The following is a 26,205-nucleotide window of genomic DNA, read 5'->3' on the forward strand; positions in this document are numbered from 1 at the left end:
CACCATGACCCTTCAGTCGAAAGCATTGGCCTTACTGCTGGGCCCGCTTTTGCTGTTCATTCAAAACATACATGGGCAGGACCAGAAAATAGCGGACAGCCTCGCCATCATTTACAGGCATGGAACCGTTCAGGGCAATGCAAGGCTTGAACTGCTCAGGGACCTTGCGTTCAATGAAACGAGTAACCTGAAGCTGGCCCTTCGTTATGCCGATGAATTGATCAGGCTGGCCGATTCCTCGGGTAACCAGCTCTACCTGCATCGTGGTTACCTCCAAAAAGGCAACAAGTTGAGATTGCTGGGTGGCCTGAGTGATGCACAGGCAGCCTATTTCAAAAGCCTGGAAGCCGCGCAAAAGGCCAACTACATCCTTGGCGAATCCATGGTGTACGGATCCATCGCCGATGTATATTCTTCTGCTAATGACCATAACAATGCGATCTATTACTATAACAGATCCATCAGCGCGCTCAGGAAACTGAAGGACTCCACCGCACTTGGTTCTGCTATTTTCAATGCAAGTGATGAATACATCAAACGTGGTCGCAATGATTCTGCCCTCACCTACCTGAAAGAAGCAGGCACCATCTTCGATAAGATCCAGCATAAGGTCGGAAAGGCATATGTACTGGGGAGCATGGGAATGGCTTATGCCCAAAAGGGCCAGAACCAACTGGCGGAACAACAGATCAATGAAGCCATCAGCTTACTGGAGGGAATGGGAACCTACCTGCCCATCAGCGAATACCTCCTGACCATGGCCGACATCTATAATGAGAAAAAGGAGCTGCCAAGGGCGATTGGCTACGCCGACCGGAGCCTGTTGATGGCCAGGCAATACGGACTGAAAGATATGATCAGCAAAGCCAGCCTGAAGCTCTCCGAAATCTATGAGCAATCAGGAAATACCGCAGCTGCCTTCGCCTATTACAAGCAATCCATCCTTTATCGTGACAGCGTCAACGATATCAACGGTATTCAACGGATGGCTGACCTGCGCACCACCTATGAAGTGTCCAGGAAGCAGGCAGAGGTCGACCTGCTGAACCAACAGAAAAAGACCCAATTGGTCAGGATGTTCTCAATGGCCGTGATCCTGGTCCTTACCATTGCCTTCCTGCTCTATTCTTACAAAGCCTATTTAAGGATATCAAAGGAGAAGAAAAGGTCGGAAGGCTTGCTGCTCAATATCCTTCCTGCTTCCATTGCGCAGGAACTGAAAGCGAACGGGAAAGTGAATGCCGTAAAGTTTAACGAGGTCACAGTACTGTTCACCGATTTCGTCCAGTTCACCCGGGCAGCGGAAAAGGTTGAAGCGGAGCAACTGGTGCAAAGCATCGATTTCTACTATAAGAAATTTGATGAGATCACGAGTAAGTTTGGGCTCGAAAAGATCAAGACCATTGGTGACTCCTACATGTGCGCAGGCGGATTGCCAATTTCCGATCCTGACCATGTAAGGAAAGTGATCATGGCGGCAAAGGAAATGATGACCCTGGCAAGTGTAGAACTATCGGCAAATGATGGCATCCATCATTTTGAATTAAGGATAGGCATCCATACCGGTCCCGTAGTGGCAGGCATTGTGGGCATCAAAAAATGGCAATACGATATCTGGGGCGATACGGTCAATATTGCCTCGCGCATGGAATCCATGTCCATTGCGGGAAAGATCAACCTCTCCGAATCCACCTACCAGAAGATCAGGAATGAATTCCCTTGCGAATACCGTGGTGAAATAGAGATCAAGAACCATGGTCCGGTGAAAATGTATTATCTCCTCTAACATCGAATATCCATCATGACCAGCAGATATGGTCAGGTCCTTGCAATTTCTGCTCCTATACTTTCATAAAAAATACTGCCCCGGTAAAATACCAGGGCAGTTAACCAAAACAACGACTGCAATAAGAACTATTTCCGCGTCACATCGGGGAAGCTGAATAAAATTTCATAGGAACCGGGAACAAAGGCCCTGAAAACAAACCTGGGGTTGGCCGAAAAAGAACCATCAGGGTAAGTGGCCTGGTTATCATGCGAAAAATACTGTGTGGGAATCCGGTAGTAGATATTGAAACCATTTCCCAATGAACTCAGCGGGAATGGCACCACCCCGTAAGAAAACTCCATGCGGTCATCAAACAACTCTGTCTTTAATGAATAATCCTGCAGGGTCTGCAAATAGGGCGGGGTAGGGTTATTGCCTGTATTGGGTCGGCGCTGGATCTCGCCGGCCTTAGGGTTAAAGATGGCACCCTTCTTGTCAATGAACTTAACGATCACCTTATTAGGCGCATCGGCTATCCTCTTGATCACCACATTCACATTGAACAGGTTGGTACCGCTGGATTCGTTACCAACCCTGATCATCCGGTTATAGGGCGTACCGATCTCCGGATGGGCTTCGTAGGGTTTGGCATCTACGAGATCGAACTTCCCGATCCGCTCATACAAGCTTGTGCCCGCGCCATTGCTGATCTCCAGGTCAAATTCATACTTTCCGGTAGGCAGGTAGATGGTCGTAAAATTGGCTTCCAATTGTCCGCTAACCGGGTTGATCCTGATCGGCGTTACCACCATATCGGCCTGCTTGGCAGCGATCAGTTCCAGCGTGGTATCGGTCTTGGGATCATAAAGTCCGGTCCATCCCTTGATGGTATATTCCTTCATGAACAGGCTGTCCACTATGGCTCCTGTTTCCCTGTTGTAAACATGCACCAACTTAACATTGGCAGGTTTGGTGGAACCATCATAGTTCAGGGCGGAACTCACTTTCACCCTGCCCTTCTGGATGATGATGGGATCTTCTTCATAACGGATGATGGGACTTAAAAACCCATCTGGTAATTTTTTACAGCCGGTCAGGCCCAGGCAGCCCAATACCAGGGCAGCCGCATATTGAAATAATATTCTGGTCATGTTAATGGGTTTTTATTTCCTGAAGAACAGGGAATGCGCATTGTTTAACACCATGATCGTTCCTGTATTGCTCTGGATGCCCGAGGTCTGCACCCGCTCACGTTTACCCTGCTCACTGGGGATCTCGGGAGCTACAATGGGCGGTGGGATATCCTCAAACAACAAGGTGTAGTAAACGATCCTGGGAATGGTACTTACATTGGGGTTATAGCCAAGGCTGGGATCCCTTGTTTCTTCATAGGAAACCACAGACTGTGTACCCGGATGCATGGTATTGTACTTCTTACCATTCTTAGTTAGCTTGTCGTAACCCAACTCTTCAGCAATAATGTAGGTATCGATTGAATCCGCAAACTTGGGCAATTCATACTTGATCATGGAGTCGATGGTCCACTGCCGGAATGGGTCGATATTCTGTTCCTCCTTTACCCGCTTGGAGAGGTAACTGTTCACGGCATAATCGGTTGGCGCGAAAAAGGTGATCCCGGGTTTATTGATCTTCTCCTTCACTCCTGCCTTGTCCACCAATAGCAACAGTGTATCGAAAAGTCCCTGTGGATGGCTTTTCAGGTAATCGTAAGTGGTCATGTCCACCTTCGCACTATGGGTGGAGCCGCCGATGAAATATTCATCGCGCTTGCAGGACACGAAGGTCACCGCGGCCAACACCATTATTATGATTGTATTCTTTATTCGCAACATAGCTGGTTATTAATTTTGATCAATGATTTTTCCACCATTCGTTCTGCGTGAGCAATGGGTCCTGTGGCAGGAGGGTACGCATATCCAATGGCCAGTAGTAGCCCTTCTTGCTGATGCGCTCCGCTGAATAGGCATCGGGGAAGAGTTCTGCCAGTTTGCCCATCCTGATCATGTCAAAGGCAAGCACGCCTTCTCCGTAGAGTTCGCGGTAACGTTCATCGATCAGTTCATAATAAAGGGCTTCCCCTGTCAATGCAACCGGCTCCAGTCCTGCCCTTTCCTTCACCTGGTTCAGGTACTGCAGGGCCACACCTTCGTTTCCATTCTTGAAAGCGGCTTCTGCTTTCAACAAGAGGATATCCGCTAGCCTGATCAATACAAGATTATTGTCTACCACATAAACCGTTGGACGGGATGGATCGAAATAGTTCACATTAGCATACTTCACCAGCGCTGGATAACCTGTTTCGATCAAGCCAACAGTTTGATGGAACCTTTTATCTACGGTAGAATCATAGAGGGTGTAGATACGGTCGCCATTCAACTCCCATGCTTCCCATGGCGCCTTATTGCGTACGATGGGGTCATGAAGGAAGTCGCCAAAGAAATCGGCGGTAGCTTCTTTGTTGTTGGCATCGAACTTCATGAACAACTCCAGGATGGTCTCATTGGAATTCCCCTGGAAGATGGCGCTGAAGTTTTCGCCTGCCTCGAGTGCATACTGGTTGGATTGGATCACACTATCACAGTACTTCTCGGCATTGGCATAATCCTGCTTCCAGGCATAAACCTGCGCCAGCAATGCCCAGGCTGCACCCTTATCGGCACGGGACTTGTCCAATCCTGTTTCGGCATTGAAGGGCAACAAGGCAGAAGCCTTCTTCAGGTCTTCGATACAGTAATCCAGCACAGCGGCTTCAGGGGAACGACCAATAGGTTCCACTTTGGTGGGGTCTTTCAGGGATTCCTTAGTAAGAATGGGATCACCCCAAACCTTATTGATGTAGAAATAGGTGAAGGCGCGAAGGAAATGTCCCTCTCCCAGCAACCTGTTCTTCTCTTCCCATCCGCCATCGAACTCGTCCACACCAATCCTGGCAGTATTCTCAACGATCAGGTGGGTCTGGTTAACAATGGTGTAGAACCTGGTCCAGTTGTGTACGGTCTGTTCCAGGTAAGGCGCATAACTGAAACGGAAACGCCGTTGGTAAAGCAGGTCCTGGTAATTCCAGAAGGTGCCGGCATCCAGCCAGAACTCATCTGCCGGCAGGTCACCAAAAACGAAATAGCTGCGGTCCTGCTGGAAGGCATTACGGATCTGTCCATAAGCACCGCTGATGGCCTTCTCCACGTTCTCGCCACTGGTCCAGAATACCTGGTCATAAGTGGCATCTTCTGGCTCCAGGTTGATATACTTCGTGCAGGAACCAAGGCCAAGGCTGGCGATGGCTGCACCAATGAGGAGCAACTTCAACCTTGCCGTTCCAAATATTGTGGGATGATACATTTTCATTGTTCAAGTTTTTGTTAGAAGGTCACTTCAAATCCTAAGGTGTACTTGCGGGGCAGTGGATAGGCGGTACCACGGTATTCTCCCTGCGGACTCACCAGTTCTGCATCCGGGACACTCGCCTGCTGGAAAGTGTAGATATTGTCCACGATGCTGTAGATCCTTGCGCCCTGCAGACCAATACGCTTCAATAAAGAAGGGTTGAAGTTGTAGCCCATGCTGATATTCCTGATCTTGAAATAACTGCCGTTCTCATTCCACAAAGTGCTGAAGGGAAGGAACTGGTAGTAGTTCGGGCCATAAGGATTCAGGCTGGGGAAGTCTGCTGAACCGGTCTTGTCCTTGCCCGCCATGGTGGGCACCCAATAGTTGAATTGGGAAAGGTCTGGCAAGCGCTGCGACGCAAAATTGTTGATGTCTCCGAAGTTCCACACGTTCTGGAATTGCGAGGACAAATGGTTATTGATGATATCCCTTCCGAAGGTGTAGGTGCAGAGGATACCCAGGGAGAATCCTTTCCAGGTGAATTCATTGTACAAGCCACCAACCACTTTTGGATTGGGATCACCTGTGGCAACGAGGTCACCTTTCGCTTCACCCTTGTCTTCATCACTCCATACATCCCAGTCCTGGTTCACATCGGTCCATATGGGGAATCCGGGCTGTACCGGGTAATAGGTTTTGAAATAGGTGAGGCGTTGGCCGGTCAAGGGATTCACCGGGATCTCACCCATACGGTTGTACACACCGTTGTACTGCATCTGCGCCCAGGTATAGATCGGCTGGCCTACGGCGAAGATCAGCTCCTGGTTATAGTTGTAAGAGCTGGAGTAGAAGGTCCTGTTACCATTGGGCAGTGAAGCGATCCTGTTCTTGTTGAAGGACATGTTCAGGTTCGTGGTCCACTGCACCGCACTGTTCCTGGGAAGGTTGCGGGTCTGGATCTGCAGGTCAACCCCTTCGTTCAGGATATTCAACGGCGCATTGTAGGTCTGCGAAGTGTAACCAGTATAGAATGGGAAGGGCAGGTTCAGGATGGGGTTCAGCGAGTTCCTGCGATAGGCATCAACGGTGATGTTCACCCGATTATTAAACATGAATAGGTCGAAGCCAATGTTCAACTGGTTCGATTTGTTCCAGGTAAGGTTGGGCAGTGTCAATGGCTTATTGAAGGAAGGAGTCGCCATCACAATACCGTTATAGGTTCCCTGGTTTACATTCCATACGTTGAAAGGCGCATAGAAATCCTCCGGCATGGTCCCGGACAGACCATAGCTTCCCCTGATCTTGAAGAGATCGATCCAGTTGAAGCGCTCCATGAACTTTTCCTCCGACAGGATATAGGCTGCCGATACGGAGGGGAAATAACCCCATTTGGAATCCTGGCCGAATCGGGAAGAAGCATCTGCCCTCCAGGAGGCGTTCAGGATATACTTCTGCTTGTAGTCATAGGACAACTGGCCCATGAAAGAAAGCAACCCTGATTGCTGTGCATAGGAATAACCATATAGGTCACGTTGGGGCACACCCGAAACCACCTGGATGTTCTCATCGGGTACATTGAACCCTTCGAGGCTGCTACCCTGCTTGTCATCCAGCTGGAAACTCTGTGTCAATACCACCCCAAAATTATGGCCCTTGCCCAGGGTCTTGCTTCCGGTGAGCACGTTGGCCAGGTAGTACTGGAAATAATTGTTCTGGAAGGAAGCGGCATAGGACCTGCCATCGGGCGTGATCTCCTTGGGCTGGAACCTGTTCCTGCGATCGGCAGTGGAACTGAGTGATCCCTGGAAAGAGTACTGCAATCCCCTTACGATATCGTAATTGGCCTGTACATAGGCGGTAAAGGCATCAGATTGGTTCTTGTCCTTCTGCTTGTCATAACCGCCATAATAGAATGCCTTATCCTCATCGGTAAGGGCATAGAAGGATGCCGGCATGGTAGCGGCATTGATGGGAACGATATCATTCCTTCCCCTTCCCAGTCCGCGCTTGCGGTCGAGGCGCGTAGCAGAAAGGTTCAGGTTGATGTTGAATTTCTTGCTCACCCTGAAATCGAAATTTCCCCTGATCGAAAAACGCTTGAAGCCGGTCTGGCGGATGATCCCTTCTTCATCATAATAGTTGATGCCGAGGCGATAGTTTACAGTCTCATTTCCCGCCGACACACTCATATCGGCATTGTTCACCTTACCATCCTGGTAAAAGAGATCCTGCCAGTCGGTGGCATTATTGAAGGCCGGGTTCAAACTATCAGACAATACCTGGGGAATATTGGCGAGGTTCTGGTAAGTACCATAATCCCGCATCAGTCCCAGCTTCTGCCAGCGTTCTTCAGCACCTGCTACCGTCCGCATCAGTTCAGGCTTCTTGGTCAGGCCGGTGTAGAAAGAAAATCGCAGCTGTGGCTTACCGGTACGGCCGCGCTTGGTCTTGATTACGATCACGCCATTGGCGCCCCTTGATCCCCATACGGCAGTAGCGGCAGCATCCTTCTGCACCACAATACTTTCAATATCGTTGATGTTAATGCCTGCCAGGTAGTTCGTACCCGTGCTGGAAGTGCTCTCCAGGTCAGTAACGGAAATGGGAATTCCATCAATTACATAGAGTGGCGTACTCAGCGTCCTCGCATCATCCAATCCACCGTTCAGGTCGGTCACAATGGTGGAGTTACCGCGCACGGTAAAGGTGTTGCGCACACCGGGTTCGCCGGAAAAATTCTGGATGTTCACACCGGAAACCTTTCCCTGCAGGAGCTGCTCGAAACTTGGTGCAGGCATGTTCTCAATGGATTTGCCTGATACCACCTGCACGGAACTCGTGGTCTTCTTGAGTGATTGTTTCTGGTAACCTACCACCACCACATCATTCAATTGGCGGCCTCCTTTCTCGATCAGTCGCACACTGATACTCTGCTGTGTTTCACCAACAGTAATGACCTGCGGTTCATACTCGACAAAGGAAATGGTAAGGACCTGTTTGCCTCCCGGCAGGGACAATTGAAAACGTCCCGAAGCATCGGTAAGGGTGGAAGCCGATCCTCCTTTGAGGGAGATGGTTGCCCCTTCCAATGGTTGACCGTTCTTTTGCTCCAGTACTATTCCTGTTACCACACGGTCCTGTGCCAGGAGTGTACTGACAGGAAAGAGCAGCAGCAGCAGAAGGCCGATGAACATCAATGATGGCGATCTACGCATAAGCATGTTGTTAGGTTTGGTTTTTGATTCTTGAACTGAAATAAAAATCAAGATTTTTTAACACAATAACTAGCGTAGAAACCGCTCCAGAACTGAAACACAGCTATGCAAACGTTTGATATTTCAAGTCAAACGTTTGCGCAATTTTTTCAATATCTCGACATTGAAAGCAGAAATGTGGTGTTTAGGTTCGAAGCATTTTTGGTGATGGGAAAATTGTTCTTAAGTCTTCCTTTTATGAACAACAGAAATGTGTTTAACCAATGGAAAAATTCAATGGTGAATGATACAGGTCAATGGTGAAAAAATGAAGCTGGTCAATAATATCAATCGATTGCGCAATTTTTAACAGCAGTAAAAACGGTAATTATGCGATATTAACAGGGTGATATCGGGTAGTTGTTCTATATAACTTGCTATCCCTATTATTTATACCATAAGTATTTTGAAAGGAAACTACGGTCCTTGAAAACCTTAAAGGAAGAAAGGTAAATGGTTGATCTATGTCGTTAAAGAAGTTACCTACCATAAAGGAAATAGCACAGCAGTTGAACATATCCGTTTCCACTGTATCAAGGGCATTGCATGACCATCCCAGCATAGGGCTGCGGACAAAAATGAGGGTGCGCAAACTGGCAGAGGACCTGGGTTATGAGCCCAACCAGACCGCTATATTCTTCAAGCAAAGGAAGACATTTACCATAGGGGTGATCCTGCCTTACCTAATTGAGGACTTTTTTGCGGGAGCCATTAGCGGTATTGAGGAAGTGGCCAATGCACACAAATACAATGTACTCATTGGTCAGTCGCACGATGATGTGGAACGCGAAAAGGCCATCCTGACCGCATTCAAGAACCAGCGCGTGGATGGCATCATCGTTTCCCTTTCCAAGCACACCAAGAACCTCGATCATTTCAGGGCCATGGAGAAATACCAGATTCCTGTGGTTTTCTTTGACAGGGTTCCAGCTTCCAATGAATTCGATAAGGTGGCTTTCGATATGCCCGATGGCACTTTCCATGCCATCTCCTACCTGATGGAAAAAGGGCATCGCCGGATCGGTATCATCAATGGCCCGGAAGAAATGAAATCCTCCAAGGAACGGACGGATACCTATATGAAGGTGCATGAGAAAAAGCGCCTGAAGATCGACCTAACCCTGGTAGCCTATTGCGACCTTACCAGGGAAGGAACATGGAAGGCGATGGAATCGCTGATGAGCCTGAGGCAGCCCCCGACTGCGATCCTGGCCATCAATGATTATGTAGCCCTGGATGCGATCCAATATGCCAAGGCCAACAAACGAAAGAACAATAAGGACATCTTCTTTGTCAGTTATGCCAACTTACCCATCACCCGATACCTCGATAACCCGCCAATGGCGTCAATCGAACAATATCCGCAAAAGCAGGGAGCGAAAGCTGCCGAATTACTGCTCCATCGATTGAATGCAGGCGAAGAAGAACAACTGCCATTCCAAAACATTCTTATCCAGGGGGAATTGGTCATCCATAAAAAGACATAAGAAAAGGCGCCTCTTTCGGGGCGCCTTTTTCGTTAGCCTTAACCATTTAGATCCTGTCTTTCGTAACTGTTCCGCTTTTACTATTTCCTTTCTATTGATTACTGGTCTATTAAACGCAGGCCCTTTCCTTTTAGTATTCGTCGGTGATCGCAAATTCATTTTTCCTGTACATCCACTGTCCACCTGTGAAATCAGGGAACTCTACCGTTTCATTCCCCAATTCAACGCTCTGTTCACTCAGCGGGGTGATGGCACTCCATGCAGCTGCATCATACACATCCATCGGCGTAGGCTTGTTGCGCTTGATGGATTCAATGAATGCATGCAGTACAAAGAAGTCCATGCCACCATGACCGGCATTCTCCGTACCCTTGCCCCAACGCTTCCACAGCGGGTGGTCATATTTGTCGAGATAAGCTTTCGCTTCTTCCCAAACATGTGCTTTAGGGCTTACGCCTTCCAGGTAGATCGACCTGTTCAGGTCCATCCAGATACCATTGGTTCCCTGCACCCGGAAGCCCAGTGAATAAGGCCTTGGCAGGTTGGTATCGTGTTGCAGCAGGATGGTCTCCCCATTGGCACACCTGATCTGCGTCGTTACCACATCACCCAGTTTGAACTCCACCTTGGTATTGGGATGATTGGCACCGCCAATCTTGGTCACATACTCATGCAAACCCCTTGCTTTTGACGCAAAACAGTTCAGGGATACGAAGCGGTTACCATAATTGATGTTCAGCATTTCCGCCACGGGCCCGATGCCATGCGTCGGGTATAGGTCACCGTTACGATGAACCGAATGGTTGGTCCGCCAGGCGGCTTCCGAGAAACCCTTCTCACCAAACTCTGCCCCGCCACCATAAGCATTCTTGCCATCATTGAACTTCACCGCACGGAGATCGTGCTGGTAGCCGCCCTGCAGATGGATCAATTCCCCGAACATTCCCTGGCGTACCATATTGAGGATAGCCAAAACATCACGACGGTAACAAACATTCTCCAGCATCATCACATTGCCCCTGGTTCGTTCAGCAGCTTTCACTACATCCCAATGGTCCTGCAGGGTGATACCCAGCATCACTTCCGATCCCACATACCTGATACCAGCATTGAGCGAATCGATGATCATGGGGGCATGCCATTCCCATGGCGTGGAAATGATCACCCCATCCAGCTTTTCCTTGGCCAGCATCTCCCGATAGGCATAAGGACTTCCCGTATACACTTTGGGCCACTTCTTACCTTGGCCTTCAACGATCTTCCTGCTGGATTCCAGCATCCGGTTATCGATATCGCAAATGGCCACCAGTTCAACATCCGTGCGGCGGATGGCATTGTCAAGGTGATTCTGGCCGCGGAGTCCTACACCAATAAAACCCAGTTTCACCTTTGCATCGGCGGGCTTATTGGCCAGGATATTCACGGAGGGAGCGATGGCCAGGCCTGAACCGGCCAGGGCTACATTGCGAACGAAATTTCTTCTTTTCATTGTCAGTGTTTTTATTCAGGAGCCTTATTTATGCGATTGGGATCCGGGGCGGATGTCCTTTCCCGATCCCGCATCCTGTTGGAAGATGCCTGGTCAAACTTAATCTTTCCCTGCCAGCATTGGCGCATGCAAACGTTTGAGGAAAATCAGGATCCTGCAGTGGCACAAAGTTCTTCCCAATATTCCGCTGCCCTGCGTGTATGCGGAATCACGATGGTACCACCAACGATATTGGCCACCGCAAAAATCTCGTACATCTGTTCGGTAGTCACGCCCAGCTCATGGCTTTTACCAAGATGATACTTGATGCAATCATCACAACGCAATACCATGCTGGCCACCAGGCCGAGCATCTCCTTGGTCTTCTTGTCGAGGGCGCCATCATCATAGGTATTGGTGTCCAGGTTCCATAGGCGCTTCATCACCAGGTTATTCTTGCTCAGGATCACTTCGTTCATCCTGGCACGGTAGTCATTGAATTCTTCTATCAGTTTACTCATGTCAATAATGTTTATGGCCAAAAGTAAAGAACCCCTATTAATTGGGACCAGTTGGAAGATCTTCCAATGTTCTGGGGGAAGCATTTGTTGAACATTTTATGGATTCCCGGGAGCTTGCAACAACTCCTCATTCATCCGGTACCAGGCCGAATAATAATTGCCAGGGGGCATAACGGGTCGATAATCCGTAAATTCGGAGACCAAAACATTGCTATGAGAACATCATTATTCCTCTCCTTCCTGGTTTGCAGCGCCCTTAGCTACGGCCAGGGTGGGAAAGAACCGGTTAAGGTTTCAGACATGCTCCGCATCAAACAGCCGGGTAATGTCCAGCTATCCCCCGATGGCGCTTCAGCCTTCTTTACCCTCACCAGTATTGAACCCGAAGCAGACAAAAAATGGGAATACCAGTACCAGACGCAGCTCTGGACAGTCCCGACAGATGGCAGCGCTGCCCCCCGCCAACTCACAGCCGCAAAGGAAGGTGCGGCACAGCCTGCCCTCAGCCCGGACGGCAGCCAGCTGGCTTTTGTGCGGCAAGTGGATGGAAGGCCACAGATCTTCCTCCTCTCCCTTAAAGGAGGAGAGCCACTCCAGCTTACCCGCTACAAGTACGGTGCAGGCAATCCCAGGTGGAGTCCTGATGGGAAATCGATCGCCTTCGTTTCCGCGATCAACTGGCGGGAACTGGCCAATGATTCTTCCCTTAATCCGGGTTTGATACCACCCTCATGGTCAACCGAAAGACCCGGCATCGAGCCCAAAGACCAGCTCAGGAACAGCAGTGCAACGCCCGATCCCGATGGCGGGATAGCAGAAGCCCGTGCCTGGCTCCAGCAAAATGAAAAGGACAAGCGGGCGAAAGTGATCAACAGGCTGCAGTTCCAGGAAGAATCTTCCACCAATGGTGAGATGACCATCAGCCATGTGTTCATAGTGCCTGCGCAGGCCGGTTCACAGCCGAGGCAGGTAACGAAAGGCATCAACAGCTTTAGTAATCCCCAGTTCCTCAGCAATACCCAGTTGCTGGTGGAAGGCGAATCAGATTTCAATACCCACCCCGACCGGGTATTGGCCAGTGCCATTTATCGCGTCAATACAGATGGTTCAGGGTTCACTCCCCTCTTGCAGAAGAAGGATTACAACTATGGGAATGCCGTGGTTTCCGCCACTGGTAAGTGGATCGCCTTTTCCCATGGCCCGGTAGGCTTTGTTACCATTCCATCAATCGGGTTGATTCCGGCCAACGGAACTGAGAAAGATTTCATCAATATCCCATACGATCGCAACAGGTCCAATCTCACTTTCATGGGTGATGATGTACTATATGCAGCAGCACAAAGCAATGGTGGTTCGATAGTGTTGCGTTACGATATCAAGACCAAAAAGCTCGAAACCCTCGGTTCCGTTGATGAAGGCATCGGCAGCTTCGATGTAGTAAATAACAAGATGGTATATGTAAAGACCATGGTGAGCGATCCCTTCGACCTCTATAGCGCTGATGGTTATGCGAAAAATGAGAAACGCCTGTCAGCATTCAACTTCGACTGGGTGAAGCAGAAGAATATTGTACTTCCCGAAAAGCATACGTTTACGAATGAGAAGGGACTGACCGTTGAATACTGGGTGATGAAACCAGCCAACTATACCCCCGGTAAGAAGTATCCCCTCTTGCTCGAGATCCATGGAGGTCCTTCCGCCATGTGGGGCCCTGGCGAAAGCAGCATGTGGCATGAATTCCAGTTCTGGTGCAGCAAGGGCTACGGGGTGGTGTACAGCAACCCAAGGGGTTCAGGAGGCTATGGGTACGATTTCCTCAAGGCCAACGTTAATGATTGGGGTAACGGCCCGATGACCGATGTACTCTCTGCCCTCGACAAGACCGTAGCAGAAGGCTGGGCTGATCCATCCCGTTTATTCGTAACCGGCGGGTCCTATGCAGGATACTTGATCGGTTATATCCTAGGCCATGACAAGCGCTTTGCTGCGGCCTGCAGCCAGCGCGGCGTTTACGACCTGCGCACCTTCTTTGGCGAAGGCAACGCCTGGAGACTCGTACCCAATTATTTTGGCGGCTATCCCTGGGAAAAACAGGTGCTGGACATCCTTGAAAGGGAATCACCCATCAGCTATGTCCAGAACATCACAACACCTTATATCATTTTTCACGGCGAAAACGACCTGCGTACAGGTGTCATCCAGAGTGAGCAGATGTACAAGAGCCTGAAAGTATTGGGCCGGCCGGTAGAATATGTCCGCCATCCGGGTGCCACCCATGAGATCACCCGCAGCGGCAACAACCGCCAAAGGATGGACCAAATGCTCCGGACCTGGGAATTCTTCGAAAGATACATGACCAAATAACCATACATTTTGTCATGACTATTTCTTTCAATTACCCGTGCCAAGTTTCCCAAACCTGAAATTCTCCGTTTTATCACCCGAATTTTCCGGCATGGTCGGAGACGGGTCGGACCCGGGTCGGAGACGGGTCGGATTCGGGTCGGATTCGGGTCGGATTCGAGTCCGACGCGGGTGAAAAAATGGCAGAAATGAAGAGGCCACCCCGATTGGGATGGCCTCAATTTTTTTGGCTGATCTTTCAATCAGTTCAATGAGCTTACCAGCGGTTGTTGCTGTTGCTGAAAGAACGACGACCACCACCATTGCTGTTGCTGCTGCTGCGCTCTTCGCGAGGCTTGGCAACAGATACGCGGATAGCACGGCCTTCTACCATACCACCATCCAGTTCAGCGATTGCCTTCTGGGCAGCAGCATCATCAGACATCTCAACAAAACCGAAACCACGGCTCTTGTTGGTGAATTTGTCCATGATTACACGGGCGGAAGTTACTTCGCCATACTCTTCAAAAAAACCACGCAGGTCTTCGTCTTCAACATTGAAGCTCAAATTGGAAACGTAAATGTTCATAACACTTGATAAAAAATAAAAAATACTGAGCGACTCGATACGGGCGGGAGATTACCAGATAGCAGAAAATGCGTAGCAGAATAACTCGATCCAAAGCCAGGACCTTCAACTCAAATAACGGCGCAAAGGTAGGGGTATTCCCCTCCCCTACCAATTGTTTATTGTTAAATGCACATTAAGCTTTGGGATGGAACCTCGGATTGGTGTGTAAACTCCTGTAAGCCAGCCAAGAACTGATCAAAACCAGGATCGCCGCCATCACAAACGGGGCGCCTGCAAACTTGAATGGAGCCGCTGTCCCGGTGAAATAGGAGAAAAGGTTGGTCATGACTGGTGGACCGACGATCGAGGTGGCGCTCATCAGGCTGGTCAGCGCTCCCTGTAATTCCCCCTGCTCATTCGGTGGCACGCTGGAAGAAATGATCCCCTGGATGGCAGGTCCCGCAATTCCTCCCAGGCAATACACGATCGTAAAGGCAAACATCATCCAGGTTTCGGTGGCCAATCCATACAAGAGAAAGCCAATGCTATAGAGCAGCAATCCCAGGTACACACTGCGTTCATTGCCCAACCTGGGGATGGCGACCCTGATCAGGCCGCCCTGTACTAACGCCACCATCAGTCCAATGAAGCCAAGCGAATAACCGATCAACTTCTCATTCCAACCGAACTTCTCAATATTATAGTAGGTCCAGGTGCTTTGCACCGCATGGGCCGCGATATACACCAATGCCAATGAAATGACCAGCTCCGAAACCGCGGGATACTTCTTCAATTGAACAAGGGAGCCCATAGGATTTGCCCGCTTCCACTCAAACTTCCTGCGGTTCTCCACCGGAAGCGATTCAGGAAGAATAAAGTAACCATACAGGGCATTCAGGAAACAGAGGCCGGCTGCGAAAAGGAAGGGTACCCTTACCCCATACTGCCCCAATAATCCCCCAATCACGGGACCTATGATGAAACCCAGTCCAAAGGCCGCACCGATCATCCCGAAATTCTGGGCACGGTTCTCAGGGGTGCTGATATCGGCAATATAGGCAGAAGCGGTGGTGATGCTGGCGCCAAACAATCCCGCGATCATCCTGCCCACAAATAACCAGGCAATGGTAGGGGCATAGGCAACGAAGAGGTAGTCAATGCCGAAGCCCAAAAGCGAAAGCAGCAAAATGGGACGCCTGCCATAGCGGTCGCTCAGGTTACCCAGGATAGGGGCACATACGAACTGCATGATGGCATAGGCAAAACCCAACCAGCCACTGTAGCGCGAAGCATCACTGTTGGTCCCATGGATCAACTCGGAGATCAGCTTGGGTACAACCGGAATGATGATCCCCCAACCTATCACGTCTACCACTAATGTGATGAAAATAAAACCTAACGCTGCCTTCTTGCTTGCCGACATATATTAAAATATCTGCAAAGTAAGTCCGGGCCAGCCAGAATTCAACCCATTATTTGAAGAAGGACCGTTAATAATATGCAATTGACCGAATCCAACTAACGAACGCTAGTGTTTTCCACTCCCGCCACAACGCAATAGTCACTACCTTTGCGGCCTACCCAAGCAATCGAAATGGATAATCAACTTTTTGACTTTGGCATGGTTGGACTCGGCGTAATGGGCCGCAACCTGTTGCTGAATGTTGCCGACCATGGTTTCAAGGCCATCGGTTTCGATATGGATCCGCAAAAGACTGCCGATCTGGAAAAGACTGCCTCCCCCGGCACCGTGGTAAAAGGCGTGAACAGCCTGGAAGAAATGGTGAAAAGCCTCAGCACCCCACGCCGCATCATGATGCTGGTGCCCGCCGGCAAACCTGTAGACGATGTGATCGAAAAATTGCTGCCCCTGGTAGAACCTGGTGATATCATTATCGATGGGGGCAATACCTATTATACCGACACCCTCCGCCGCTACCAATACCTGCAGCCCAAGGGCCTGCATTTCATCGGTATCGGTGTTTCTGGCGGGGAAGAAGGCGCCCGCCGCGGTCCGAGCATGATGCCGGGTGGCGACCTCACTGCCTGGGATCACCTCAAGCCTGTGCTCCAATCCATCGCCGCTAAAGTGAATGAAGAAGCCTGTGTGGATTACATGGGCAAGGGCGCTGCCGGACACTTTGTAAAGATGGTCCATAACGGCATCGAATATGCGATCATGCAGATGATCTGCGAAGCCTATGATATCCTCCATCGCGGTGCCGGTCTTACCAACGAAGAACTGCACCTGCTCTTCACGGATTGGAACAATGCTGAACTGCGCTCTTACCTGGTGGAGATCACTGCCGATATCTTCAGGCAGAAAGATGAACTCACCGATGCGCACCTGGTAGACATGATCCTGGACAAGGCCGGTGCCAAAGGAACGGGTAAATGGACCTCCCAGATCGCCATGGATATGGGCGTTGCCATCCCGACCATCGACATGGCCGTGACCATGCGCAATCTCTCGGCCCTTAAATCACAACGAATGGAAGCCGATGCCCTCAAGTCCAGCCATGCCAAAACCATTGCCGACAAGGATTCCCTCATCCAGCATACCCGTCAGGCTCTCTTTGCCGGTATCATCATGAGCTATGTGCAAGGCCTGGCCATGCTGCATACTGCCTCTAAGGACCTGGAAATGGATATCCCCATACAGAATGCCGTTAAGGTATGGCGCGGGGGATGCATCATCCGCTCCACCTTGCTGGAGACCTTCTATGAAGCCTACCAACGCAACCCCCAGATCCCCAACCTCCTGCTCGATGAAAAGCTTTCCTGTCTCGTGAAAGCCAATATCGACGGGCTTCGCAACGTAGTGGCGCAGGCTGCCCTGAATGGCTATCCCGCTGGATGCCTGATGAACGCCCTCACCTACTACGATGCCTACACCACCGGAAGGTTGCCGCTCAACCTCCTGCAGGCACAGCGCGATTATTTCGGTGCCCATACCTACGAAAGAACGGACAGGGAGGGTAAGTTTCATACCCAATGGGGCTAATTTTGCAATCAACATCAAACACCAAACGCACAACCGGTAATGTCTCAACATCATAAACGTCCACCTTCTTCCCTCATCTTCATCTTCGGGGGAAGTGGCGACCTTAACCATAGGAAACTGGCTCCAGCACTTTACAATCTCTATATGGATAACTGGATGCCGGAGAAATTCGATATCGTAGGGATCGGCCGCAGGCCATACGACCAGGACAGCTATCGCACCCATCTCTTCAATGGTATCCAGCAGTTTAGTCGCCGCAAGGCCGACGAGGCCGGTGGCTGGGAAGCTTTCGCACAGCGCGTTGCCTACCTGCAGATGGATGCTGAGAAAGAAGAAGAATACCAGAAGATCGCCGAGATCGTGAAGGAAAAAGAAGCGGCCTATGGCGAACACCCCAATGTGATCTTCTACCTGGCCGTGGCTCCGCAGCTGGTTCCCGGCATCGTCAGCAAGCTGGGTCCCCTGAATATCTGCCACGACACCAAGTGCACCCGCGTGGTGGTGGAAAAGCCTTTTGGCCATGATCTCGAAAGCGCCAACGAACTGAACAAGCTGCTCGCCAGCATGTTCGATGAGAAACAGATCTACCGCATCGACCACTACCTTGGAAAAGAAACGGTCCAGAATATCCTCGCCCTTCGCTTTGCCAATGCCCTCTTCGAGCCCATCTGGAACAGGAACTATATCGACCATATCCAGATCACCGCTGCCGAGACCGTTGGCGTGGAAGGAAGGGGCGATTTCTATGAGAAGTCAGGAGCCCTGCGCGATATGGTGCAGAACCATATCCTCCAGTTGCTTTGCATGGTGGCCATGGAAGCGCCTGTGAGTTTTGATGCCGATGAGATCCGTAACAAAAAGGTTGATGTGCTGCACGCCATCCGCAAGATCTCCAAAGAAGAGGTTCACCAATACGCCGTACGCGGACAATACAGCCATGGCTGGATGAAAGGGACGGAAGTGAACGGCTATAGGGAAGAAAAGAATGTAGCACCCGATTCACCGGTGGATACATTCGCGGCGGTCAAGTTCTATATCGACAACTGGCGCTGGCAGGATGTGCCCTTCTATGTGCGCACCGGCAAAAGGATGCATGAGAAGGAAACCATCATTACGGTGCAGTTCAAAGCTGCACCCAGCTATGCTTTCCCGCCCGAAGCCGCTGAAACATGGAGGGCCAACCGCCTGACCATCAGCATCGCTCCAGACATGGATATCAGGCTGCGGTTCCAGAGCAAGCGTCCCGGCCAGGACCTCACCCTGAGCCCTGTTGACATGATCTTCAGTTATAATGATGCCTACGAAGAACATGAACCGGAAGCTTATGAAACCCTCCTGCTCGATGTAATGGAAGGCAATGCCACTTTGTTCATGCGTGAAGACCAGGTGGAAGCCGCATGGAAAGTGATCATGCCTATCCTTGACGCATGGGAGAACCGTGAACCGGTTGACTTCCCGAACTATGGTCCGGGCAGCTGGGGTCCTGAAGATGCGGAAGCCCTTATTGCCCGCGATGGCAGGAACTGGGTGACCCTTCCGGCCCCTCACCAGGAATAATGGTGATGGTATCGTCGGAACAAACGCTTACAAACATTTAGAAAGAACACCAAGATGGCTTCGATCCTCCACAAATATGCAGATGCAGAAGCGGTAGCCCAGGCTGCGGCAAAATTCATCGCTGACCGCATTACCGATGTTTTGAAACAGCAGGACCGTTTTACGCTGGCCCTTTCAGGCGGCAGTACGCCGAAAAGACTGCACCAGATATTGGCTGCTTCTCCTTACAAAGAGCAGATCGACTGGAACAAACTGCATATTTTCTGGGGGGATGAACGCTATGTTCCTTTCGAAGATGAGCGCAACAACGCTAAGATGGCCTTCGACACTTTGCTCGATCATGTTCCCGTACCGAAGGAGCAAATCCATATCATGCGTTCGGATATTGATCCCCGTGAGAGTGCAGAAGCCTATGAGAAGATCTTGCACCACTATTTTGACGGGAAGCAGCATAGCTTCGACCTGGTCATATTAGGCATGGGTGACGATGGACACACCCTTTCCCTTTTCCCGGGAACAGAAGTGATCTATGAAACTGAAAAATGGTGTACCGCCTTCTTCCTGAAGCAACAGGATATGTTCAGGATAACCCTGACGAGGACCATTGCCAACAATGCTTCCTGCATCCTTTTCCTGACTACAGGTACGGCAAAGGCACCGGCATTGAAGCAGGTATTACAGGGTGAACCCAATCCAACCATCTATCCCTCGCAAGTGATCAATGCGGCGCATGGGGAAACCATCTGGATGGTGGACCAGGCGGCTGCATCGCTGTTGGATGGATAGGAACCCTGAGCCTTAAGGCTTCACTTCCACGGTATCATAGACCACCACCTTTTCCCAGAGGAGCTTGCACTCCTCTACGAATTTGAGGTGGATGGGGTCTACCTGGTAACTGTCCTGGTCTGCGGCATTATCAAACAGCACCAGCCAGGAGATATCATAACTGCTGTCGATAACTTCCCTCCTTGTTTTAGCGGGCTCGCCGATCTGGAAAGTGCGAATGGTGGAAACAGCTGATAACTTCCTCAGGCCTTCTACCAAGGCTTTCTTATCATCCGCATTGCCCGGACGCTTTAGCCAGAAATAAACGTGGTGAATGAACATGTTGTGGATCTTTTTGTCCCAGGTGGCGGCTGAGAATGCTCCTAATCCAGCCATTGTTGCCTTACCGGTTTCGGAAATGAACTCCCGACGTGTTTGGGTTTCCATTTGGTTGTTTTAAAATTGGGCTCAGAAGTTACAAAATGATTGGCGAACAACAAAAAACCCGGCGTATAAACGCCGGGTTTGTCAGACAATGTAACTAAAAACTACAGTGGATATTTGTTTTCACTGATCAGGCGGGCAGCGATCCTGCGCCTGGCTTCCTTACTGTTGAACGGGTCAACCTTGGTGAAGCGCTTCAGGCCCAGCAACATCATGCGCTGCTCATCCCCTTCAGCAAAAGCGTTGATGGCATCCTTACCATACTTATTGATCTTATCGGCCGCATCATAGAGGTAGCTGCGCACCACATCCAGTTCGAACTGGCAGGCAGCCTCACCCTTCTGGTCAACCAGCTTCATGGCGCGCAGCAACGCACTTTCCGCATTATAGGTCTCGATGGCCATATCAGCAATATTCATCAGGATCTCCTGCTCACTCTCGATCTTCATCATCAACTTCTGCACCGCACCACCTGCAGTCATCAGGATGGCCTTCTTGAAATTATTAATGGCCTTTCTCTCCTTATCGAATGGCTGGTCATCGCCGCTGCCAAAATCCGGGATGCTCATCAATTCCTTCATCACATTCATGGCAGGACCCATCAGGTCAAGCTTGCCCTTCATGGCACGCTTCAACACCATGTCAACCGTTAACAAACGATTGATCTCGTTGGTTCCCTCGTAGATCCTGTTGATACGGCTGTCGCGATAGGCCTTGGAGATCACGTACTCGTCGCTGAAACCGTTACCACCATGGATCTGCACCCCTTCATCCACTACAAAATCCAGCATCTCACTACCATATACTTTCAGCATGGCGCACTCGATGGCATATTCTTCCGCTGCACCCAACAGGGCTTCATTAAAGGGCTTGCCGCTGTTCAGCAATTCAATTTCCTTGTTATCGATCCACTTAGCCGCACGGTAGAGGGCACTTTCGCATACCCACACCTGGATGGCCATTTCCGCCAGTTTGTTCTTGATCGCGCCGAAATTACTGATGGGCTGCTTGAACTGCTCACGGGTATTGGCATACACGATGGCAGTGTTCAGGGAACGCTTGGATCCACCCAATGCCGCAGCACAAAGTTTCAGTCGACCGATGTTCAGGATATTGAAGGCAATGACATGGCCCTTGCCGATCTCACCCAAAACATTCTCCACCGGAACCTTACAGTCCTGGAAATAGAGCTGGACTGTTGAAGAACCCTTGATACCCATCTTATGTTCTTCCGAACCCTGGGTAAATCCTTCCATGCCGCGCTCTACAATGAAGCCGGTGAACTTGTCACCATCTACCTTGGCGAATACGGTATATACATCTGCAAAACCACCATTGGTGATCCAGCATTTCTGTCCGTTAAGGATGTAATGTTTGCCATCCTCACTGAGCTTGGCCGTGGTCTTCGCACCCAACGCATCACTTCCACTGTTCGGCTCGGTCAGGCCATAGGCACCTTTCCACTCACCCGAGGCCAGCTTGGGAATGTATTTTGCTTTCTGTTCAGGCGTTCCGAAATACAGGATAGGCAGGGTACCAATACCCGTATGGGCGGCAATGGCAACAGAAAAAGAGAATCCGCCACCCAGCGCTTCGTTCACCAGGGTGGAAGTGATGAAGTCCTTTCCGAGACCACCGAACTCTTCGGGGATGGATGTTCCCAGCAATCCCTGCTCACCGGCTTTCTCCACCAAAGATGGCATCAGGCCGGGTTCAAGTTTGTCGATACGTTCAATAATGGGAAGCACTTCGGTGTCGAGGAAGGTGGCACACATGTCCTTCACCATTTGTTGCTCTTCGTTGTAGTCTTCCGGGATAAAGGTCTCAAAAGGTGAGCTTTCCTTGATCAACCACTCCCCTCCTTTGAGGGCAATTCCCTGTTGTTGCGCTGCGCTGCTCATGGCGTTTTTTTTATATGGTTTCAATGATGAATGAATAGTCCTACTTAAGGTTATCATAAACGATCTGCAACACTGCCTTACAGATCTCCACCTGGTCTTCGGGCACACCTTTCAATGCTTCATTCAGCGTATCCTCTGCCAGGTCCATCGATTCGTCCTGCATCTTCCTGGCCTCGCTGGTCAGGTAGATCAGGTTCATGCGCCGGTCTTCCTTGGAAGAAACCCGCTTCACCAACTTGAGTCGCTCCAGGTTGTCCACCAGCCTCGTGATGCTCGGCTTGTCGCGGAATGTGGCATTGCACAATTCCTGCTGGCTGATGCCATCCTGCTTCCATAAATGGTACAAAACACTCCATTGCTCAATCGTCAGGTTGAGCCCGGCTGAATTGAATTTCTTCTGCAGCCTGCGGGCTATGGCCGTCGATGCCTTACCGGTAATAAAACTGTATAATTCCCCTCTCTTAAATTGGTTGTTTGGCATATAGTTAGTTAAACAACTATTCAAATATATTAAATGGGTTGAAAATTCGCAAATATTATTTTCACAAGCCGGCTATTGCATTTTAAAGCGCCAGGGCAGTTCATTGTTGCCTATTGACGCCTAACCATTTGATTATCTATCTTCAACCTTTCCAATGACCGTCAGCCTCCACCAACATACCATCCATTACCACCGCTTCGGGTCCGGTCCTGTACCGATGGTCTGCCTCCATGGTTACGGGGAGAACGGGAAAAGCTTTGAAGACCTGGGTGCTGCCTTCCGGGAGTCCCATACCCTGATCTGCCCCGACCTTCCCCTGCACGGACATACCCAATGGCTGGAAGGCCAATTCCACCCGGGGGACCTGGATTCCCTCATCACCACCTTGTTGGAAGCAGGTGGATTTGCCAGCGGGAAATTCGTACTCGCAGGTTACAGCATGGGCGGCAGGCTGGCACTGGCCTATGCGGAACATTTCAGCCAGAAACTGGAAGGCTTATTGTTGATCGCGCCGGATGGACTGAAAGTGAACAAATGGTACTGGCTGGCCACCCAAACGTCGATGGGTAACCGATTTTTTAAATTCACCATGCACCATCCGCAATGGTTCTTCAATGGCATGACCCTTGCCCGCAAAGCAGGATTGCTGAACCAGAGCATCTATAAATTCGCGCACCATTACCTTGATGACCCTTTAGCAAGAAAGCAACTCTATGAACGCTGGACCCTGATGCGCCGGTTCAAACCAGACCTTAATGCAATAAGGGAGAAACTCAACCTGCAACAGATCCCCTTGTTGCTGGTTTTTGGAAAGCACGACAGGATCATTGTTACAGGTCCGGGTAAACGTTTCATGCAAGGCATTGGCAAGAATGCGAACCTGCTCGTACTGGAAGCCGGACACCGCCTGCTCAGGCCCAACTTTTGCACTATTATTGCAGCATCATTCCAATCCCTTGAACAACCATGATCTACGTTTATGCCATACTGTTAGTGTTACTGGTGGCCTATGCCTTCCTGATCGCCTATTACCACAAAGCCTGGAAATCACTGTCCAATAACGCGAACAACAATATTGCCAACCAGCCGGTTACCTCCATCACCGTTTTGGTGCCTGCCAGGAATGAAAGCGCCAACATCAGGAGCTGTATTGAATCACTCTTGGAACAGGATTATCCTGCCTCCCTTCGGGAGATCATCGTGATCGATGACCATTCCACAGATGACACCGTTGCCATCGTGGAATCCTACGCCGGTAAGGGCATCCGCTGCATCCGCCTGGCTGAGGTACTGCAGGGCCAGCAGGTCAACGCCTATAAAAAACTGGCCATTGCTACCGGCATAACCATGTCCGGCGGCAAATTAATTGTTACCACTGATGCTGATTGCACCGCAAGTCGAGGGTGGCTGCGGGAAATAGCCCAATTACACGAACTATCAGGTGCACAGTTCATTGCTGCACCGGTGCGCCTGACCGGTAACAATAGTTTCCTCGGTATTTTCCAGCAACTTGATTTCATCAGCCTCCAAGGCATCACCGGGGCTTCTGTATTCAAGGGTGTCCATGCCATGTGCAATGGCGCAAACCTGGCCTATACCAGGGAAGCCTTCCAAAAGGTAAATGGCTTTGAAGGGATCAACCATATTGCCTCCGGCGATGACATGTTGCTCATGTACAAGATCGCCAAAGCCTATCCTGGAAAGGTCCGCTTCCTGAAATCACCAGGCGCGATCGTCTCCACACCGGTTCAACCCGACCTGCGTTCCTTTCTCCGACAGCGCATCCGCTGGGCCAGCAAGGCCAGGCATTATGATGACCGTAATGTGCTGCTGGTCCTCATACTGGTGTACCTGCTCAACATCGGCCTGCTCAGCGTGATCATCACCGCCTTCTTCTCCACCAATGCCCTGGTAATGGCCATTGGCCTGCTGCTCGTAAAGACACTCGCCGAATTGCCCTTTATGATAACCGTTGCCGGATTCTTCAGCATGGAAAGGCTAATGTTATGGTTTCCCCTCATGCAACCCTTTCATGTATTGTACACGGTATTGGCGGGAAGTTTTGGCCAATGGGGCAGTTATGAATGGAAAGGAAGAAAGGTCTCCTAGCAGGCAAGGAAGGAATCAGTATTTTTAGCCAATGGGTGAAACCACAACAATAGGTATTGGCCGAAAGCTCCTTCGTAACAAAGGGGCTGTCTTTGGCATGCTGGTCATTGCCATCGCCCTGTTCATTGCCGTTTTTGCCTACCTGCTGGCACCGGATGGAAGTCCGGATGCCAACCGCATGATCGTGGAGATCGGCGGCAGGAAGCCCGGCTACCAACAACAATTCTTCCTCGAGCCAAAATCTCCCCAACCCACCCCCGCAGGCTGGTTGAAAACTTTACTGAATGGGAAGGAAGACGCGTTCCGCTATATTCCCATCCAGGGTTATAGCGTTAAGGACAATCTGCTCATCCTGGACAAATACATTGATGAGGGCCTGACCGAACCGGTAAGGATGCCTCTAAGTTCCCTCCAAATGCCTGTTGAATCTTATTTCACCACCCAAACCTTTTACCTGGGTACCGACAAGTATGGACGGGATATGCTCAGTCGCTTATTGGTGGGCGTTAGGGTAAGTCTTGGGGTGGGCGCCATTGCGGTATTGCTTTCCCTCACCATTGGGATACTGTTGGGTGCTACCGCAGGGTATTATGGAGGGAAGTATGACGACTGGATCATGTGGTTCATCAACGTGGTCTGGAGCATACCTACCCTGCTGCTGGTCTTTGCCATTACACTGGTACTGGGCAAGGGCTATTGGCAGGTGTTCGTTGCCGTAGGTCTCACCATGTGGGTAAATGTGGCACGCATCGTAAGGGGACAACTCCTTTCCATCCGCAACCTGGAATATGTGGATGCCGCAAGGGTGTTGGGTTACAGCGATTGGCGCATCCTGCTCAGGCATATCCTGCCCAATATCATGGGACCAATATTGGTAGTGGCAGCGGCCAATTTCGCATCCGCCATTGTGATCGAAGCCGGACTGAGTTTCCTCGGCGTGGGAGTTCAACCCCCGCAACCCAGTTGGGGTGGGATGATCAAGGACAATTACAATTTCATCATCACGCAAAACCCTATGCTGGCACTGGCGCCAGGCTTTGCCATTATGCTGTTGGTCCTTGCCTTTAATTTGTTGGGGAATGGCATCAGGGATGCATTGGATGTGCGGTCATGAATGGATGTAGTGATTGTTATTTTCTATCATCATCGAATGGACAAACCCCTTCATCCATTCATGACCCATC

20 protein-coding genes are annotated in these 26,205 nt (G+C 50.3%); 9 read left to right on the top strand and 11 right to left on the bottom strand.

The window, feature by feature from the left end:
* The first annotated feature begins 4 nt into the window (after window positions 1-4).
* Window positions 5-1,786, top strand: coding sequence for an adenylate/guanylate cyclase domain-containing protein (locus KJS94_RS12680; RefSeq protein WP_214447853.1), 1,782 nt, complete (start codon window positions 5-7; stop codon window positions 1,784-1,786).
* Between the two features lie 128 nt (window positions 1,787-1,914).
* Here the strand turns inward: KJS94_RS12680 and KJS94_RS12685 are convergent, their stop codons facing one another.
* From KJS94_RS12685 to KJS94_RS12700, 4 genes are read right to left on the bottom strand one after another with little or no spacing between them, the layout of a single operon-like run.
* On the bottom strand, window positions 1,915-2,919 hold the full coding sequence (locus tag KJS94_RS12685) for a hypothetical protein (protein WP_214447854.1): 1,005 nt from the start codon (window positions 2,917-2,919) through the stop codon (window positions 1,915-1,917).
* A gap of 12 nt (window positions 2,920-2,931) precedes the next feature.
* A complete protein-coding gene (locus KJS94_RS12690) occupies window positions 2,932-3,621 on the bottom strand; it encodes a fasciclin domain-containing protein (protein ID WP_214447855.1) in 690 nt (229 codons plus the stop codon).
* A gap of 19 nt (window positions 3,622-3,640) precedes the next feature.
* A complete protein-coding gene (locus tag KJS94_RS12695) occupies window positions 3,641-5,134 on the bottom strand; it encodes a RagB/SusD family nutrient uptake outer membrane protein (RefSeq protein ID WP_214447856.1) in 1,494 nt (497 codons plus the stop codon).
* A gap of 14 nt (window positions 5,135-5,148) precedes the next feature.
* Window positions 5,149-8,337, bottom strand: a complete 3,189-nt coding sequence (locus tag KJS94_RS12700) for a SusC/RagA family TonB-linked outer membrane protein (RefSeq protein WP_214447857.1) — start codon at window positions 8,335-8,337, stop codon at window positions 5,149-5,151.
* A 497-nt stretch (window positions 8,338-8,834) separates the two neighbouring features.
* Between KJS94_RS12700 and KJS94_RS12705 the strand changes: the two genes are divergently transcribed.
* Entirely contained in the window at window positions 8,835-9,857 is a 1,023-nt protein-coding gene (locus KJS94_RS12705; protein WP_214447858.1) for a LacI family DNA-binding transcriptional regulator, read from the top strand.
* Between the two features lie 130 nt (window positions 9,858-9,987).
* Here KJS94_RS12705 and KJS94_RS12710 read toward each other — a convergent pair whose 3' ends face one another.
* Complete coding sequence (locus KJS94_RS12710) at window positions 9,988-11,346, bottom strand: Gfo/Idh/MocA family protein (protein WP_214447859.1); 1,359 nt, start codon at window positions 11,344-11,346, stop codon at window positions 9,988-9,990.
* A 146-nt stretch (window positions 11,347-11,492) separates the two neighbouring features.
* Entirely contained in the window at window positions 11,493-11,846 is a 354-nt protein-coding gene (locus KJS94_RS12715; RefSeq protein WP_214447860.1) for a carboxymuconolactone decarboxylase family protein, read from the bottom strand.
* A gap of 213 nt (window positions 11,847-12,059) precedes the next feature.
* Between KJS94_RS12715 and KJS94_RS12720 the strand changes: the two genes are divergently transcribed.
* Window positions 12,060-14,210 carry a S9 family peptidase gene (locus KJS94_RS12720; RefSeq protein WP_214447861.1) on the top strand — a complete coding sequence of 717 codons (2,151 nt, stop codon included), beginning with the start codon at window positions 12,060-12,062 and terminating at the stop codon, window positions 14,208-14,210.
* Between the two features lie 256 nt (window positions 14,211-14,466).
* Here KJS94_RS12720 and rbp read toward each other — a convergent pair whose 3' ends face one another.
* The gene (gene rbp, locus KJS94_RS12725) at window positions 14,467-14,778 is read right to left on the bottom strand and encodes an RNA-binding regulator (RefSeq protein ID WP_214447862.1); all 312 of its coding nucleotides are present in this window, start codon (window positions 14,776-14,778) and stop codon (window positions 14,467-14,469) included.
* Window positions 14,779-14,953: 175 nt separating this feature from the next.
* Window positions 14,954-16,183 (bottom strand): TCR/Tet family MFS transporter, encoded by a 1,230-nt coding sequence (locus KJS94_RS12730; protein ID WP_214447863.1) that lies wholly within the window; start codon window positions 16,181-16,183, stop codon window positions 14,954-14,956.
* A 171-nt stretch (window positions 16,184-16,354) separates the two neighbouring features.
* Here KJS94_RS12730 and gnd point away from each other — a divergent pair, with 171 nt between their 5' ends.
* Genes gnd through pgl form a run of 3 tightly spaced genes read left to right on the top strand, consistent with a single transcriptional unit; the run spans window position 16,355 to window position 20,107 of the window.
* Window positions 16,355-17,764, top strand: a complete 1,410-nt coding sequence (gene gnd, locus KJS94_RS12735; RefSeq protein WP_214447864.1) for an NADP-dependent phosphogluconate dehydrogenase — start codon at window positions 16,355-16,357, stop codon at window positions 17,762-17,764.
* Window positions 17,765-17,803: 39 nt separating this feature from the next.
* Window positions 17,804-19,321, top strand: coding sequence for a glucose-6-phosphate dehydrogenase (gene zwf, locus KJS94_RS12740; RefSeq protein WP_214447865.1), 1,518 nt, complete (start codon window positions 17,804-17,806; stop codon window positions 19,319-19,321).
* A gap of 54 nt (window positions 19,322-19,375) precedes the next feature.
* Window positions 19,376-20,107, top strand: coding sequence for a 6-phosphogluconolactonase (pgl, locus tag KJS94_RS12745; protein ID WP_239804159.1), 732 nt, complete (start codon window positions 19,376-19,378; stop codon window positions 20,105-20,107).
* 12 nt (window positions 20,108-20,119) lie between these two features.
* Here pgl and KJS94_RS12750 read toward each other — a convergent pair whose 3' ends face one another.
* From KJS94_RS12750 to KJS94_RS12760, 3 genes are all read right to left on the bottom strand, one after another.
* Entirely contained in the window at window positions 20,120-20,533 is a 414-nt protein-coding gene (locus tag KJS94_RS12750; RefSeq protein WP_214447866.1) for a Dabb family protein, read from the bottom strand.
* Window positions 20,534-20,634: 101 nt separating this feature from the next.
* Window positions 20,635-22,431, bottom strand: coding sequence for an acyl-CoA dehydrogenase FadE (locus KJS94_RS12755; protein WP_214447867.1), 1,797 nt, complete (start codon window positions 22,429-22,431; stop codon window positions 20,635-20,637).
* Between the two features lie 40 nt (window positions 22,432-22,471).
* Entirely contained in the window at window positions 22,472-22,912 is a 441-nt protein-coding gene (locus KJS94_RS12760; protein WP_214447868.1) for a MarR family winged helix-turn-helix transcriptional regulator, read from the bottom strand.
* Between the two features lie 154 nt (window positions 22,913-23,066).
* Here KJS94_RS12760 and KJS94_RS12765 point away from each other — a divergent pair, with 154 nt between their 5' ends.
* From KJS94_RS12765 to KJS94_RS12775, 3 genes are read left to right on the top strand one after another with little or no spacing between them, the layout of a single operon-like run.
* Window positions 23,067-23,882: an alpha/beta fold hydrolase gene (locus tag KJS94_RS12765; RefSeq protein WP_214447869.1), complete on the top strand. Its 816-nt coding sequence runs from the start codon at window positions 23,067-23,069 to the stop codon at window positions 23,880-23,882.
* Window positions 23,879-25,021: a glycosyltransferase gene (locus tag KJS94_RS12770; protein WP_214447870.1), complete on the top strand. Its 1,143-nt coding sequence runs from the start codon at window positions 23,879-23,881 to the stop codon at window positions 25,019-25,021. Before KJS94_RS12765 ends, KJS94_RS12770 begins: the two co-directional genes overlap by 4 nt.
* A gap of 31 nt (window positions 25,022-25,052) precedes the next feature.
* Window positions 25,053-26,135, top strand: coding sequence for an ABC transporter permease (locus KJS94_RS12775; protein WP_214447871.1), 1,083 nt, complete (start codon window positions 25,053-25,055; stop codon window positions 26,133-26,135).
* The last annotated feature ends 70 nt before the right edge of the window (window positions 26,136-26,205 follow it).

It is taken from the genome of Flavihumibacter rivuli (genome assembly GCF_018595685.2).
Taxonomy (GTDB): domain Bacteria; phylum Bacteroidota; class Bacteroidia; order Chitinophagales; family Chitinophagaceae; genus Flavihumibacter; species Flavihumibacter rivuli.

Excerpts from the sequence above, each read along its gene's own strand:
- KJS94_RS12730 (WP_214447863.1), bottom strand. The coding sequence starts at position 16,183 with ATGTCGGCAAGCAAGAAGGCAGCGTTAGGTTTTATTTTCATCACATTA.
- pgl (WP_239804159.1), top strand. The coding sequence starts at position 19,376 with ATGGCTTCGATCCTCCACAAATATGCAGATGCAGAAGCGGTAGCCCAG.
- KJS94_RS12700 (WP_214447857.1), bottom strand. The coding sequence starts at position 8,337 with ATGCTTATGCGTAGATCGCCATCATTGATGTTCATCGGCCTTCTGCTG.
- KJS94_RS12695 (WP_214447856.1), bottom strand. The coding sequence starts at position 5,134 with ATGAAAATGTATCATCCCACAATATTTGGAACGGCAAGGTTGAAGTTG.
- KJS94_RS12765 (WP_214447869.1), top strand. The coding sequence starts at position 23,067 with ATGACCGTCAGCCTCCACCAACATACCATCCATTACCACCGCTTCGGG.
- KJS94_RS12770 (WP_214447870.1), top strand. The coding sequence starts at position 23,879 with ATGATCTACGTTTATGCCATACTGTTAGTGTTACTGGTGGCCTATGCC.
- KJS94_RS12750 (WP_214447866.1), bottom strand. The coding sequence starts at position 20,533 with ATGGAAACCCAAACACGTCGGGAGTTCATTTCCGAAACCGGTAAGGCA.
- zwf (WP_214447865.1), top strand. The coding sequence starts at position 17,804 with ATGTCTCAACATCATAAACGTCCACCTTCTTCCCTCATCTTCATCTTC.
- KJS94_RS12755 (WP_214447867.1), bottom strand. The coding sequence starts at position 22,431 with ATGAGCAGCGCAGCGCAACAACAGGGAATTGCCCTCAAAGGAGGGGAG.
- KJS94_RS12710 (WP_214447859.1), bottom strand. The coding sequence starts at position 11,346 with ATGAAAAGAAGAAATTTCGTTCGCAATGTAGCCCTGGCCGGTTCAGGC.
- KJS94_RS12715 (WP_214447860.1), bottom strand. The coding sequence starts at position 11,846 with ATGAGTAAACTGATAGAAGAATTCAATGACTACCGTGCCAGGATGAAC.
- KJS94_RS12760 (WP_214447868.1), bottom strand. The coding sequence starts at position 22,912 with ATGCCAAACAACCAATTTAAGAGAGGGGAATTATACAGTTTTATTACC.
- KJS94_RS12705 (WP_214447858.1), top strand. The coding sequence starts at position 8,835 with ATGTCGTTAAAGAAGTTACCTACCATAAAGGAAATAGCACAGCAGTTG.
- KJS94_RS12720 (WP_214447861.1), top strand. The coding sequence starts at position 12,060 with ATGAGAACATCATTATTCCTCTCCTTCCTGGTTTGCAGCGCCCTTAGC.
- gnd (WP_214447864.1), top strand. The coding sequence starts at position 16,355 with ATGGATAATCAACTTTTTGACTTTGGCATGGTTGGACTCGGCGTAATG.
- KJS94_RS12680 (WP_214447853.1), top strand. The coding sequence starts at position 5 with ATGACCCTTCAGTCGAAAGCATTGGCCTTACTGCTGGGCCCGCTTTTG.
- KJS94_RS12690 (WP_214447855.1), bottom strand. The coding sequence starts at position 3,621 with ATGTTGCGAATAAAGAATACAATCATAATAATGGTGTTGGCCGCGGTG.
- rbp (WP_214447862.1), bottom strand. The coding sequence starts at position 14,778 with ATGAACATTTACGTTTCCAATTTGAGCTTCAATGTTGAAGACGAAGAC.
- KJS94_RS12775 (WP_214447871.1), top strand. The coding sequence starts at position 25,053 with ATGGGTGAAACCACAACAATAGGTATTGGCCGAAAGCTCCTTCGTAAC.
- KJS94_RS12685 (WP_214447854.1), bottom strand. The coding sequence starts at position 2,919 with ATGACCAGAATATTATTTCAATATGCGGCTGCCCTGGTATTGGGCTGC.